The sequence below is a fragment of the Actinoplanes sp. NBRC 103695 genome (assembly GCF_030269485.1).
In the GTDB taxonomy this organism is placed as follows: Bacteria; Actinomycetota; Actinomycetes; order Mycobacteriales; family Micromonosporaceae; genus Actinoplanes.
Window position 1 is genome coordinate 12,974 of record NZ_BSTL01000033.1, and the last position, 14,068, is coordinate 27,041.

The 14,068-nt window shown below is 70.3% G+C and carries 9 protein-coding genes; 7 read left to right on the forward strand and 2 right to left on the reverse strand.

Features of this window, described 5'->3' with window-relative positions; all coding sequences use genetic code 11:
- The first annotated feature begins 12 nt into the window (after window positions 1–12).
- The 3 genes from QSK31_RS40245 (at window position 13) to QSK31_RS40255 (ending at window position 5,728) form a co-directional block, all read left to right on the forward strand.
- On the forward strand, window positions 13–1,569 hold the full coding sequence (locus QSK31_RS40245; protein ID WP_285690040.1) for an alkaline phosphatase D family protein: 1,557 nt from the start codon (window positions 13–15) through the stop codon (window positions 1,567–1,569).
- A gap of 234 nt (window positions 1,570–1,803) precedes the next feature.
- Window positions 1,804–4,938, forward strand: a complete 3,135-nt coding sequence (gene ileS / locus QSK31_RS40250) for an isoleucine--tRNA ligase (RefSeq protein WP_285690041.1) — start codon at window positions 1,804–1,806, stop codon at window positions 4,936–4,938.
- Window positions 4,939–5,050: 112 nt separating this feature from the next.
- Entirely contained in the window at window positions 5,051–5,728 is a 678-nt protein-coding gene (locus QSK31_RS40255) for a lysophospholipid acyltransferase family protein (protein ID WP_285690042.1), read from the forward strand.
- Window positions 5,729–5,772: 44 nt separating this feature from the next.
- Here the strand turns inward: QSK31_RS40255 and QSK31_RS40260 are convergent, their stop codons facing one another.
- Together QSK31_RS40260 and QSK31_RS40265 are read right to left on the reverse strand one after the other, a co-directional pair.
- The gene (locus QSK31_RS40260) at window positions 5,773–7,233 is read right to left on the reverse strand and encodes a cryptochrome/photolyase family protein (RefSeq protein ID WP_285690043.1); all 1,461 of its coding nucleotides are present in this window, start codon (window positions 7,231–7,233) and stop codon (window positions 5,773–5,775) included.
- A gap of 10 nt (window positions 7,234–7,243) precedes the next feature.
- Window positions 7,244–8,347 carry a hypothetical protein gene (locus tag QSK31_RS40265; protein ID WP_285690044.1) on the reverse strand — a complete coding sequence of 368 codons (1,104 nt, stop codon included), beginning with the start codon at window positions 8,345–8,347 and terminating at the stop codon, window positions 7,244–7,246.
- 169 nt (window positions 8,348–8,516) lie between these two features.
- Here QSK31_RS40265 and QSK31_RS40270 point away from each other — a divergent pair, with 169 nt between their 5' ends.
- From QSK31_RS40270 to QSK31_RS40285, 4 genes are read left to right on the forward strand one after another with little or no spacing between them, the layout of a single operon-like run.
- Window positions 8,517–9,308 carry an alpha/beta fold hydrolase gene (locus tag QSK31_RS40270; protein WP_285690046.1) on the forward strand — a complete coding sequence of 264 codons (792 nt, stop codon included), beginning with the start codon at window positions 8,517–8,519 and terminating at the stop codon, window positions 9,306–9,308.
- An 18-nt stretch (window positions 9,309–9,326) separates the two neighbouring features.
- Window positions 9,327–11,741, forward strand: coding sequence for an ATP-binding SpoIIE family protein phosphatase (locus tag QSK31_RS40275; RefSeq protein WP_285690048.1), 2,415 nt, complete (start codon window positions 9,327–9,329; stop codon window positions 11,739–11,741).
- Window positions 11,738–12,073, forward strand: a complete 336-nt coding sequence (locus QSK31_RS40280) for an STAS domain-containing protein (RefSeq protein WP_285690049.1) — start codon at window positions 11,738–11,740, stop codon at window positions 12,071–12,073. The genes QSK31_RS40275 and QSK31_RS40280 overlap by 4 nt, the downstream gene beginning before the upstream one ends.
- Before the next feature lie 20 nt (window positions 12,074–12,093).
- On the forward strand, window positions 12,094–14,046 hold the full coding sequence (locus QSK31_RS40285) for a TIGR03960 family B12-binding radical SAM protein (RefSeq protein WP_285690050.1): 1,953 nt from the start codon (window positions 12,094–12,096) through the stop codon (window positions 14,044–14,046).
- Window positions 14,047–14,068: the final 22 nt, after the last annotated feature.

The following is a 14,068-nucleotide window of genomic DNA, read 5'->3' on the forward strand; positions in this document are numbered from 1 at the left end:
TAGGCCATCATCATGACCTCGATCAACAGACGAACCCTGCTGCGAGCCGGCTTGGCCGCGCCGGCGGCTCTTGCCTTTTTGCCCCAGGGACGGCCGGTGCTTACCCATGGTGTGCAGAGCGGCGACGCGGCGGCCGAGTCCGCCGTGGTGTGGACCCGCGCCGACCGGCCCGGCCGGATGTGGGTGGAGGTGGCCCGCCGTCCCGACTTCAAAGGCGCCCGGCTGGTCCGCGGTCCGGTGGTCACGCCGGACACCGACTTCACCGGCAAGGTGCGGCTGCGCGGCCTGCCGGCCGGTCAAGACCTTCATTACCGGGTACGGGTGGAGAGCCTGGAGCGGCACGGACTGTTCAGCGCATCCGAGCGCGGCCGGTTGACCACCGCGCCGACCGGGCGGCGGGACGTGCGCTTCGTCTGGACCGGCGACGTCGTCGGTCAGGGCTGGGGCATCGATCCGGCGTACGGCGGCCTCAAGATCTTTGAATCGATGCGGCAGCGGCGCCCCGACTTCCTGCTGCACTCCGGTGACACCGTCTACGCCGACGGCCCGCTGGTCGCGAGCGTGACCCTGCCCGACGGCCGGGTCTGGAACAACCTGGTCACCGAGGAGAAGTCCAAGGTCGCCGAGACCCTCAAGGAGTACCGCGGCCAGTACGCCTACAACCTGCTGGACGAGAACTACCGGCGTTTCGCCGCGCAGGTGCCGCAGCTGAACCAGTGGGACGACCACGAGGTCACCAACAACTGGTATCCGGGGGAGATCCTCGACGACGCCCGGTACACCGAGAAGCGGGTGGACGTGCTCGCGGCGCGGGCGATGCGGGCCTACCACGAATGGGTGCCTACGCCGATACCCTTGTCAAGGGGCGGGATCTCCGCGCCGTCCGAAGGACCAGTCGTCGGTAGCGGGCACAGCACCGTCTACCGGAAGCTGTCGTACGGGCCCCTGCTGGACATCTTCGTGCTCGACATGCGGACGTTCAAGGACGTCAACGACGGCAACACGTACGCCGACCCGGACCGCGGGCTGCTCGGCCGGGAACAGCGCGAATGGCTGATCAAGGGCCTCAGGCGCAGCAACGCCACCTGGAAGGTGATCGCCAACGACCTGCCGCTGGGCATCGTGGTGCCCGACGGCGGAGGAGCCCAGGAGGGTGTGGCGCAGGGCGACCCGGGTGCTCCGAAGGGCCGCGAGCTGGAGTTCGCGCAGGTCCTGCAGTCCGCGCACCGGGCGGGCGTGACCGGGATCGTCCTGCTCACCGCGGACGTGCACTACACCGCGGCGAACCACTACGACCCGGCCCGGGCGGCGGTCCAGGACTTCACCCCGTTCTGGGAGTTCGTGTCCGGTCCCGCACACGCCGGGGCGTTCGGGCCGAACGCGATGGACGCCACGTTCGGCCCGCAGGTGGTCTTCAGCAACACCCCGCCGGCCGCGAACACCTCGCCCGCGCAGGGCTTCCAGCACTTCGGCGAGGTGGAGATCGACGGGCGGACCAAGGCGTTCACGGTCAACCTGCGTGACCGTGACGGTGTGTCGCTCTGGACCACCACGCTGCAAGCTCGGTAATCCGATTCAGGGAATCCCGGGGTGGCCGGTATCGTTGAGCCCACGCAGGCGACGAACCGGCCATCACCGGGGAGCCTCCGGAAGAACGGGCCCTCAGCCCTAGTAGAACCGGGCGGACGACCGACACGCGCACCAGTCGGGGCAATGAGCGGGCGGCGTGAAAACCGTCAAGCGAGGTGGTACCGCGGGCCTTCACCAGCTCGTCCTCGCAGTCATCGAACTGCGAGGAGAGTCATGAGCTACCCGAAACACACCGACGCGGCCGGCGTTCCGGCCAGCCCGGACCTGCCCGCCGTCGAGCGCGCGGTTCTCGATCACTGGCGGGCGGACAAGACGTTCGAGGCCAGCGTCGACCAGCGCCCGGCCGGCACCGACGGCAGCAACGAGTACGTCTTCTACGACGGCCCGCCGTTCGCCAACGGCCTGCCGCACTACGGGCACCTGTTCACCGGGTACGTGAAGGACGTCGTCCCGCGCTACATGACCATGCGGGGCAAGCGCGTCGAGCGCCGGTTCGGCTGGGACACCCACGGCATGCCGGCCGAGGTCGAGACCGAGAAGCAGCTCGGCATCAACACCAAGGCCGAGATCCTCGACCTGGGCGTGGCGAAGTTCAACGAGGCCTGCCGGACGTCGGTGCTGGCGTACACCCAGGACTGGGAGCGCTACGTCACCCGCCAGGCCCGCTGGGTGGACTTCTCGAACGACTACAAGACCCTCGACCCGGACTACATGGAGTCCGTGATGTGGGCGTTCTCGACCCTGTTCCAGAAGGGTCTGGTGTACGAGGGCTTCCGGGTGCTCGCCTACTGCTTCCGGTGCGAGACGCCGCTGTCCAACACCGAGACCCGGATGGACGACGTCTACCGGGACCGCACCGACCCGGCCCTGACGGTGAAGTTCCGGCTGGAGACGGGGGAGGACATCGCGGTGTGGACCACCACGCCGTGGACGCTGCCGTCCAACCTGGCGCTCGCGGTCGGCCCGGACATCGAGTACGCGGTGCTGCAGAAGGACGGCCAGAAGCTCCTCGTCGGGGCGGCGCGCGTCTCGGCGTACGCCAAAGAGCTCGAAGGTTTCGAGCGGGTCGGCACGGTCCTCGGCAGTGAGCTGGTCGGCCGTCGCTACACGCCGCTGTTCGACTTCCTGGTCGAGCAGGGCGGGCCGAACGCGTTCCAGGTGCTCGGCGCGGACTTCGTGACCACCGAGGACGGAACCGGCGTGGTGCACATGGCGCCCGCCTTCGGCGAGGACGACCAACTCGCCTGCAACGCGGCCGGCATCCCGACCGTGGTGACCGTCGACGACCACACCCGGTTCACCGCGCTCGTCCCGGACTACCAGGGCCTGCAGGTCTTCGACGCCAACAAGCCGGTGATCGCCACGCTCAAGGAGCGCGGCGACGTGGTGATGCGGCACGACGGCTACACGCACTCCTACCCGCACTGCTGGCGCTGCGACACCCCGCTGGTCTACAAGGCGGTGTCGTCGTGGTTCGTGGCGGTGACCAAGTTCCGTGACCGGATGGTCGAGCTCAACCAGGAGATCACCTGGACGCCGGCGCACATCAAGGACGGTTCGTTCGGCAAGTGGCTGGCCAACGCCCGCGACTGGTCGATCTCCCGGAACCGCTTCTGGGGCTCGCCGATCCCGGTGTGGAAGTCGGACGACCCGAACTACCCGCGGGTCGACGTCTACGGCTCGTTCGAGGAGCTGGAGCGCGACTTCGGGGTCAAGGTCACCGATCTGCACCGGCCGTACGTGGACGAGCTGACCCGGCCCAACCCGGACGACCCGACCGGGCAGTCGACCATGCGGCGCGTGCCGGAGGTCCTCGACTGCTGGTTCGAGTCCGGGTCGATGCCGTTCGCCCAGGTGCACTACCCGTTCGAGAACAAGGACTGGTTCGAGCACCACTACCCGGGTGACTTCATCGTCGAGTACATCGGGCAGACCCGCGGCTGGTTCTACACGATGCACGTGCTGGCCACCGCGCTGTTCGACCGGCCGGCGTTCCGGAACTGCCTGAGCCACGGCATCCTGCTGGGCGAGGACGGCCGGAAGATGTCCAAGACGCTGCGTAACTACCCGGACGTCTACCAGATCTTCGACACGTACGGGTCCGACGCGATGCGCTGGATGCTGATGTCGTCGCCGGTGCTGCGCGGCGGGGACATGCCGGTCACCGACGTGGCGATCCGCGACGCGGTCCGGCAGGTGCTGCTCCCGCTGTGGAACGTCTGGTACTTCTTCAGCCTGTACGCCAACGCGTCCGGCCACGAGGCCAGAATCGGAACCGGCGCGGCGCTTTCCGAAGCCGCCTCCGGCGGCGGGCATCTGCTCGACCGGTACGTGCTGGCCAAGACCGGCGAGCTCGTCTCGGACGTGCGGCGGCAGATGGACGAGTACGACATCTCCGGCGCCTGCCAGTCGGTCCGGTCCTACCTCGACGCGCTGACCAACTGGTACGTGCGCCGCTCGCGGGACCGGTTCTGGACCGGCGACGTGGACGCGTTCGACACGCTCGCCACGGTGCTGGAGACCCTCGCCCGGGTGCTGGCCCCGCTGGCGCCGCTGACCGCCGAGGAGATCTGGCGTGGCCTGACCGGGGAACGCTCGGTGCACCTGACCGACTTCCCCGCGCCGGACGCCTTCCCGGCCGACCACGCGCTGGTCACCGCCATGGACGGCATCCGCGACGTGGCCTCGGCGGCGCTCTCGCTGCGCAAGGCGAAGGCGCTGCGGGTGCGGCTGCCGCTGGCGAAGCTGACCGTGGCGACCTCCGACGCGGACGCGTTGCGGCCGTTCGCGGCCCTGCTCGCCGACGAGGTCAACGTCAAGGAGGTGGTCTTCACCGGCGACGTCGCGAGCTACTGCGAGCAGGTGCTGACCGTCGTCCCGAGGGCTCTCGGGCCGCGCCTCGGCAAGCAGGTCCAGCAGGTGATCAAGGCGGTGAAGGCGGGCGACTGGCAGCTGGTCGACGGCTCTCCCACCGCCGCCGGGGTCACCCTGCAAGAGGGCGAGTACGAGCTGAAGCTGGTCGCCACGGACGCGGAGAACTCGGCCCCGCTGGCCGGCGGTGTGGTCGTCCTGGAGACCGCGGTGACGCCCGAACTCGCCGCCGAGGGGCTCGCCCGCGACCTGATCCGGGTGGTGCAGCAGGCCCGCCGGGACGCGGATCTCGACGTCTCGGACCGGATCACGCTGACCGTGTCGGGGTCCGAGGCGGTGGTCTCCGCGACGCGGGCGCACCTGCCGTTCCTGTCATCGGAGACCCTGGCGGACGCCGTGACGTTCGGCACGGTCGAGGGATTCACCGGCGAGGTGGGCGACGGCGAGCCGGTCACCGTGGCGGTGGCACGCGCGTAACCGCAGGTTGAGATCCCGGTCCGGGTTCACCCGGGCCGGGATCCGCGGGGACTTTCAGGTGGACGTGGTTTAGTCTTTCCACGCCCCCACCACTTCCTCCCGGAGGACCTCGTTGCCGCCGCTCTACACATTCGGCAAGCTCACCGTCGGCACGGCGATGATCGTCGGCTGGCGGCCGCGCGTCGAGGGCTTGGAGAACATCCCGGCGACACGGGGCGCCATCTTCGCCAGCAACCACCTGTCGGTCGCCGATGAGCTGTTCCTCGGCGCGGTCGTGCCCCGGCACCTGGCGTTCTGGGCGAAAGCGGAGTACTTCAACGGCACCGGCGTCCGCGGGCGGTTCAACCGCTTCATCATGGAGGGCCTCGGCGCCATCAAGGTCGAGCGCGCCGGTGGGCGCGCGGCGCTGACCGCGTTCGACGCCGCCATCCCCAAACTCAGGGACGGGGACATGGTGGTGGTCTACCCCGAGGGCACCCGCTCGCCGGACGGCAGGCTCTACCGCGGGCGCACCGGCGCGGCCCGGCTCGCGGTCGCCGCGGGCGTGCCGATCATCCCGGTCGGCGTCATCGGCACCGAGCGGATCCAGCCGATCGGCCAGCCGTACCCCAAGCTGGTCGGCTGGGGCAAGGCCACGATCAAGTTCGGCAAGCCGATCGAGACCGATGGCCGGCCGGACGACCGGACTTCGCTGCGCGAGCTCACCGACGAGGTGATGGCCGAGATCCAGAAGCTGACCGGCCAGGAGTACGTGCCGCGCTACGCCCCCGCCAAGCCGGGCAGCGACTGAGCCCGGCAGCGACTGAGCCCGGCAGCGACTGAGCCCGGCAGCGACTAAGGGGCGCGGCTGCCCCGGGCGGCCTCCTGCTCGACCAGCTCGTCCAGGTCCCGCAACCGGTCCAGGCCGCGCAACGGCTGGCGCATGCGGTGGTTGCCGCGCAGCTTCGGCTCGTTGCGCTGCAGGAAAGCCCAGTAACCCGCGGTGAACGGGCACGCGTTGTCGCCGACCCGGACCTTGGGGTCGTACCGGCAGCCACCGCAGTAGTCGCTCATCCGGTCGATGTAGGCGCCGCCGCCGGCGTACGGCTTCGAGCTCATCCGGCCGGCGTCGGCGAACTGGCTCATCCCGATCACGTTCGCGGTCATCACCCACTCGTAGCCGTCGACGAACGCCCGGTGGAACCAGTCGGCCATGGCGCCCGGCCGCCAGCCGCGCTGCATCGCGTAGTTGCCGAGCACCATCAGCCGCGGGATGTGGTGCACCCAGCCGCGGTCACGGACCCCGGCCAGCACGTCGGAGAGGCAGGCCGCGTCCACCGCATCGGCGTCCAGTTCGGCGAACCACTTCGGAACGCGGCCGGCGGCGCCGAGCTCGTTGGCCCGGCGGTAGTCCGGCTCGAAATACCAGTACAGATGCCAGACGAAGTCACGCCAGCCGAGGATCTGCCGGACGAAGCCCTCGACGGAGGCCAGCGGGGCGCTGCCGTCGCGGTAGGCGTCCTCGGCCCGGTGGATGATCTCCAGCGGGTCGAGCAGGCCCAGGTTCAGCGGCGCGGAGAGCATGCTGTGCGCCATCCACGGGTCGCCGGCGAGCATCGCGTCCTCGTACCGGCCGAACGTGGGCAGCCGGTGCTCGACGAAGTGCCCCAGCCGGGCCAGCGCCTCGCGCCGGGTCGCCGGGAACAGCCGCGGGCCGTCGTTGCCGAGGAACGTGATGCCGTCCTCGCGTTCCCAGCGGTCCAGGTCGGCGCGGACCTGCTCGTCGATCTCGTCCTCGACGATCGCGGGCGGATCGGGCACACCCAGCGCCGGCTGTTTCGGTGGTGACTCCCGGTTGTCGGCGTCCAGGTTCCACCGGCCGCCCGCCGGTTCGGCGCCGTCCATCAGCACGTCGTGCCGGCGCCGCGCGTCCCGGTAGAAATCCTCCAGCCGCAGCGACTTCCGGTCGCCCGCCCACGCCGTGAAGTCCTGCGGGCCGGTCACGAAACCGCGTGGCGGCAGGATCTCCACGCCCAGCTTCTGTACGAGGCCGCGGGCGGCACGCGAGGTGGGGTGACAGACGCTCAGACGTTCGGTCGCGGTGCTTTCCGCGTACGTCTGGGTCTGCGCGAAGCGCACCTGGTCACCCAGCTCGGCCGCGCGGTGACGCAGCGCCGAGAGCACCAGATGGGCCTTCTGCCGATGGAATCGGCGCCGCCGGAACACGGCCTTCGACTCGATCAGCAGGACCGGCTGGTCCGGCGCGTCCAGGAAGTGCGGGCCGAGCTGATCGGCGAACAGCCAGCGGCGGGTCATGCGCCTTTTTCTACCCCCGGGAGAGCACCGCACTCCGCAGAACCGCGGTGAGATCGGCGCTGTCGGCGACGGAACGCCTGGTCATGAGCACGGTCACCAGGCTGCCGTGGTCGGCCCAGGCGCACACCACGACCGTGTTGCGGCCCGCCTTGCCGGTGCCGCAGCGCTCGTGCACGCCGGTCTCGCCGGTGTCGAACGCCCGCACGTCCTTGATGTCGTAGTCCGGGGTGAGCTGCTGGATCTGCGCCTCGACGTCCTGCTCGGGGGTGAGCCGCAGGCCGGTGGTGCCGAAGATGGTGACCCGTTTGCCGTTGCCGTCGGCGTAGATCCCGGCGAAGGCCCGGCCGTCGCCGAGCTCGGCGGCCAGGTTCTCGGCGGCGCGGCGGCTGGACGAGTCGTCGCGCAGGTTCAGGTCCGAGACCGAGTCGGGCAGCACCGCGGAGACCGGGTACTGGCCTGCCGCCGGCCACAGGAAGAATGCCGGGACGCCGAGGCAGAAGACCAGCGTGAGCAGGGTGAACATGCCGAGCTTGCGCAGCGGGCGGCGCTTCTTCGGGCGCGGTGGCAGAGGCTTCTCACCCTGCGGCGGGCCGGGTGGCCGGAGTCCCTGCGGCGGGCCGGGTGGCCGGAGTCCCTGCGGCGGGCCGGGTGGCTTCGGGCCCGGCGGCGTTTTCACCGCCTGCTTCGCGTACTTCGGCGGGACGTAGGCGGGCCGCGGTTGCACCGGCAGGCGGTTGGCCTGCGGTGGTGGAGGTGGAGGTGGCGGCGGTGGGGGCGTCTCCACGCGCGTCGGGGGTGGCGGGGGCGCGGGGGCGTCGATGCGTGTCGGCGGCATCTGCACCGGCTCGGGAACCGGGATCTGCAGCGGATCCCAGGGGGTGTCCTGCCCGGCCCACGGATCCACGGCCGGCGTGGTGCCCCAGTCGTCCTCCGGCTCCGGCTCCGCCCTGCGGCGGTTCCAGAGAGGCTTCTTCGGCTGTGGCGGCGGCACGACCGCCGACCCGCTCCAGCGCGCCGGAGCGTCCACGGTCGACAGTTCGCCGCTGTCCGCCACGACCCTGGTCGGGTCGGGCAGTCGGGCATCCGGGGGATTTTCGCCCGGCTGTTCGGCCATCCGTCCGCACCCTCCTCAGCATCGGCTCCGCACCTCAGCGCGAGGCCTTATCCCAGGTTATCCGGGGTATGCCAGCCCGTAGACGGGCACCGAATCAGACACTGGCTCACAAATGCCGGACAACATGACCGTCGTGCGGAACGCTCCGGAGTCGTAAGGTGACCCCACGATGAATACGACCGAGCGCAACGCCGTGACCGTGACCGGGAATCCCACCGGGCAGCCGATGATGTTCGTACACGGCTACGGCTGTGATCAGAACATGTGGCGATACGTCACGCCGGCCTTCGCCGACGAGTACAAGATCGTGCTCTTCGACCACGTCGGCAACGGGAAATCCGACCTCAGTCAGTACGACGAGAAGAAGTACTCCACGCTGAACGGGTACGCCGACGACGTGCTGGAGATCATCGACGAGCACGATCTCCGCGACGTGGTGTTCGTCGGGCACTCGGTGAGCGCGATGATCGGCATCCTGGCCGCGATCCGCGAGCCCGAGCGCTTCGCCCGGCTGGTGCTGATCGGCCCCTCGCCGCGGTACATCGACGACGAGGGCTACGTCGGCGGCTTCCAGCGCTCCGACCTCGAGGAGATGCTGGACGCGCTGGACAGCAATTATCTGGGCTGGTCCGCCGCGATGGCCCCGGTGATCATGGGCCACCCGGAGCGGCCGGAGCTCGGCGAGGAGCTCAAGAACAGCTTCTGCCGGACCGACCCGGAGATCGCCCGCCACTTCGCCCGGGTCACATTCCTCTCCGACAACCGCGCCGACCTGCCCCGGTTGCGTACGCCGGCCCTGGTTCTGCAGTGCACGGACGACGTCATCGCGCCGACACCGGTGGGGGAGTACGTGCATGCCCAGCTCTCGGGTAGCACACTGTTCTACATGAATGCGACCGGTCACTGTCCGAACCTCAGCGCGCCGGACGAGACGATCGCCGCCATCAAGGCCTACTTGTAGGTCATGAGAGAGCGGGACGTGACCCAGGATCTGCGCGTGCCGTGGGAGGAGGATCCCGGCGAGTTGTATGAGCACGCACCATGTGGATACCTGACCACGACTCCCGACGGCACGATCGTCAAGGTCAACGAGACGTTCCTCGCGTGGACCGGCTACACCCGCGAGGACCTCATCGGTCTCCGCCGGTTCCGCGACCTGCTCAGCTCCGGCGGGCAGATCTACCACGAGACGCACTACGCGCCGCTGCTGCGGATGCAGAACGACGTCCACGAGGTCGCCTTCGACATGGTCTGCGCGGACGGCCACCGGTTGCCCACCCTGGTCAACTCGGTGCTCGGCCGCGACCCGGACGGACTGCCCCGGCTGATCCGGACCACGATCTTCAATGCCACCGAGCGACGCGGGTACGAGCGGGAACTGCTGAACGCCCGCCGCGCCGCCGAGGACTCCGAGCGACGGGTCCGCGTACTCCAGGAGATCGTCGCGGAGCTGGCCGCCGCACCCACCGAAACCGGGGTCGCCGAGGCCCTGGTCCGCGCGCCCGCGCCCGCCTTCGGCGCGAGCGGCGGCAGCGTCTGGCTGACCGGCGCGCGTCCCGGCGAACTGGTCGCCGTCTCGGCGACCGACCAGGGCGTCAGCGAGGCGGCCGCGGCCGAGGTGGCCCGCCGCGGCGACCTGCACGTGGTGGGCGCGCCGGAGGAGGCGGACGGGCAGCTCCCCGGGCTGGCCGAGGCGATGCGCGAGGCCGGCCGGGCCACCGTCGTGCTGCTGCCGCTGACCACCGGACCGGCCGCGGACGACGCCGACGTGCGCGGGGTGCTCGCGTTCGGCTTCGCCGAGCCGCGCCGGCTGTCCGACAGCGAACTACGCGTGGTCCGGCTGCTCGGCCAGCAGGGCGGCCAGGCGCTGGACCGGGCCCGGCTCTACGACGCGGCGCGGCAGCGGGAGGAGCGGGCCATCCTGCTGGCCGCGACCACCCGGGAGATGGACGAGGAGCCCAGGCTCACCGCGCGGGCGAAACGCCTGGTCGAGCGGCTGGTGCCGGATGTCGCCGAGTGGGCCTCGGTGCGCCTGCAGGTGGGACCGGCCGGGCTGCTCGCCGAGTCGGGCGGGCCGGCGCCGGACGCCGACCTGCTGACCGCGCAGATCGAAGAGGTGACCACCGCGGGCGAGGCGCTGTGGCCGGCGGCCGGCTCCGGCAACGCTGTGCTTCCGCTCGTCGTCCGTGGCCGGGTGCTCGGCACGCTGGCGCTGCGGACCGGCGCCGAGCCCGGCTTCCTCATCGACCTCGCCGACCGGGCCGCCCTGGCACTGGAGAACGCCCGGCTGTACGAGCAGGAGCGGGCCGTCGCGCGGACGCTGCAGCGCAGCCTGCTCGCCGGTACGTTGCCACAGGACTCGCGGTTCGTGGTCGAGACCCACTACCACGCGGCCGCGCAGGACCTGGAGGTCGGCGGGGACTGGTTCGACGCCTTCATGATCACGCCGGACAGGCTGGCCATCGCGGTCGGCGACGTGGTCGGCCGGGGCATCGACGCGGCCGCCACGATGGGCCAGCTGCGCAGCGCGATCCGGGCCGTCGCCTCGGCGGACGCCGGACCGGCCAAGGTGCTCAAGAAACTCGACCGGTTCGTCGACCGGGTGATCTCGGCGCGGATGGCGACCGTGGCCTACTGCGAGGTCAACCTGGCCTCCGGCACCATGACGTACGCCTGCGCCGGCCACCTGCCGCCGCTGCTGCACGAGCCCGCCACGCAGGCCCGCTACCTGATGGGCGCCCGGTCCGCGCCGCTGGGCTCGCGGGCCGGCCGCCGCGAGCGGGTGGAGGACAAGGTCAAGCTGGCCTCCGGCAGCCGCCTGCTGCTCTACACCGACGGCCTGGTGGAACGGCGTAACCGGACGATCGACCGCGGCCTGGACCTGATGGCCCGCGAGTGGGCCCGCCGCCGTGACGCGCCCACGACCGGGCTGGCCTCCGGGTTCGCCGACCTGATGGTCGGCCAGGAGCACGCCGACGACGTCTGCCTGCTCTGCCTGACGCTGGGCACCGACGACCGGATGGAGCGGTCCATCGGCGCCGACCCGATGCAGATCGCCCTGCTGCGCAAGGAGATGCGCGCCTGGTTGGCTTCGCACCAGGTGGACGAGGAGAGCATCCAGGGAGTGCTGCTGGCCTGCTCGGAGGCCGTGGCCAACGCGATCGAGCACGGTTACCGCAACGACCCGTTCGGCCAGGTCGAGGTCTCCGCGACGGTGTCCGCCGAGGCGGTCGAGGTGGTGGTGGCCGATCGGGGTGTGTGGCGACCGGCGCGCACCGACGTGGCGCGCGGACGCGGTCTGCAACTCATCCGCCAGGTGATGGATCATGTGTCTTTCGATCGGAGCGCCGGGACGGTGGTGACCATGCGGCGCACACGCAAGGGGGACTCGTGAACAACGTCGCCTTCGCCCGCCGCGGGCCCGCCTCGGTGGTCACGCTGTCCGGCGAGCTCGACCTGGCCAACGCGCCTCTGATCGGCAAGGCGATCGCCGGGAACGTCGGCGACGACGCTCTGCTGATCGACCTGACCAAGGTGTCTTTCCTGGACAGCGCCGGAGTGCGGCTGCTCGACTTCATCGTCGGCGACATGGACGACCGGGGGCGGGCGATCCGGCTGGTCGTCGGCGAGACCGGCGCCGCCCGGATGACGCTCCAGCTGTGCGCCTTCCGCGACGACCTGCTTTCCACCGACCTGGAGAAGGCCGCGGCAGAGCTGGGCGCCTGACGCGCGTACCCTGATCTGTCATGAGCGTCGTTTCCGTCTTCCCCAAGCTCGAGCAGCTGCTGCCCCGGGTCAGCAAGCCGATCCAGTACGTGGGTGGCGAGCTCGGCGCCGTCGTCAAGGAATGGGACGAAACCACCGTCCGCTGGGCACTGATGTACCCGGACGCCTACGAGGTGGGCCTGCCCAACCAGGGCGTGCAGATCCTCTACGAGGTGCTCAACGAGCAGCCCGACGTGCTGGCCGAGCGGACGTACGCGGTCTGGCCGGACCTCGAGGCGCTGATGAAGGAACACGGCGTCCCGCAGTTCACCCTCGAGGCGCACCGCCCGGTTCATGCCTTCGACGTACTGGGTGTGTCCTTCGCCACCGAGCTGGGCTACACCAACCTGCTCTCCGCGCTCGACCTCGCCCAGATCCCGATGATGGCCGCCGACCGGGGCGACAACCACCCGATCGTGCTGGCCGGCGGGCACGCCAGCTTCAACCCGGAGCCGATCGCCGACTTCATCGACGCCGCCGTGCTCGGTGACGGCGAGGAGGCGGTCCTGGAGATCACCGGGATCATCCGGGAGTGGAAGGCGGAGGGCTGCCCGGGCGGCCGGGACGAGCTGCTGCTGCGCCTCGCGCGTACCGAAAGCATCTATGTCCCTCGCTTCTACGACGTCGACTATCTGCCGGACGGGCGGATCCAGCGCATCGTCCCCAACCGGCCGGACGTGCCGTTCCGGGTGCACAAGCGCACGACGATGGACCTCGACGCGTGGCCGTACCCGAAGAAGCCGCTGGTCCCGCTGGCCGAGACGGTCCACGAGCGGTACGCGGTGGAGATCTTCCGCGGCTGCACGCGCGGCTGCCGGTTCTGCCAGGCGGGCATGATCACCCGGCCGGTGCGTGAGCGGTCGATCACCACGGTGGGCCAGATGGTCAAGGAGGGCCTGGAGTTCTCCGGGTTCAACGAGGTGGGCCTGCTCTCGCTGTCCAGCGCCGACCACTCCGAGATCGGCGACATGTGCTCCGGCCTGGCCGAGCAGTACGCCGACACGAACGTCTCGCTGTCGCTGCCCTCGACCCGGGTGGACGCGTTCAACATCGACCTGGCCCAGGAGCTGTCCCGCAACGGGCGGCGCACCGGCCTCACCTTCGCGCCCGAGGGTGGCTCGGAGCGGATCCGCAAGGTCATCAACAAGATGGTGACCGAGGAGGACCTGATCCGGACGGTCGTCACGGCGTACTCGAACGGCTGGCGGCAGGTGAAGCTGTACTTCATGTGCGGCCTGCCCACCGAGACCGACGAGGACGTGCTGCAGATCGCCCGGATGGCACACGAGGTGATCAAGGCCGGCCGGACCGCGGCGGGCACCAAGGACATCCGTTGCACGGTCTCCATCGGCGGGTTCGTGCCCAAGCCGCACACTCCGTTCCAGTGGGCCAAGATGGAGCGGCCCGAGGTGATCGACGCCCGGCTGAAGATGCTCAAGGCGGAGATCAACTCGGACCGGTCGCTGGGCCGGGCGATCGGCTTCCGCTACCACGACGGTGAGCCGTCGCTGATCGAGGGCCTGCTGTCGCGCGGCGACCGCCGGGTCGGCGCGGTCATCAAGCGGGTCTGGGACAAGGGCGGCCGGTTCGACGGCTGGTCCGAGCACTTCTCGTACTCCCGCTGGGTCGAGGCGTGCGCCGAGGTGCTGCCGGACTTCGGCGTGGACCTGGACTGGTACACCACCCGCGAGCGCGAGCAGCTCGAGGTGCTGCCCTGGGAGCACCTGGACTCCGGGCTGGACAAGGACTGGCTCTGGCAGGACTGGCAGGACTCGATGTCCGAGTACGAGCAGGACGACTGCCGCTGGACGCCCTGCTTCGACTGCGGCGTGTGCCCGTCCATGGACACCGAGATCCAGATCGGGCCCACCGGTAAGAAGCTGCTGCCGCTGACGCCGGTGAACGGACTGAAGGTGCCCGCGCACACCCATTAAGGGCGGGTTCGCGTTGAACGGG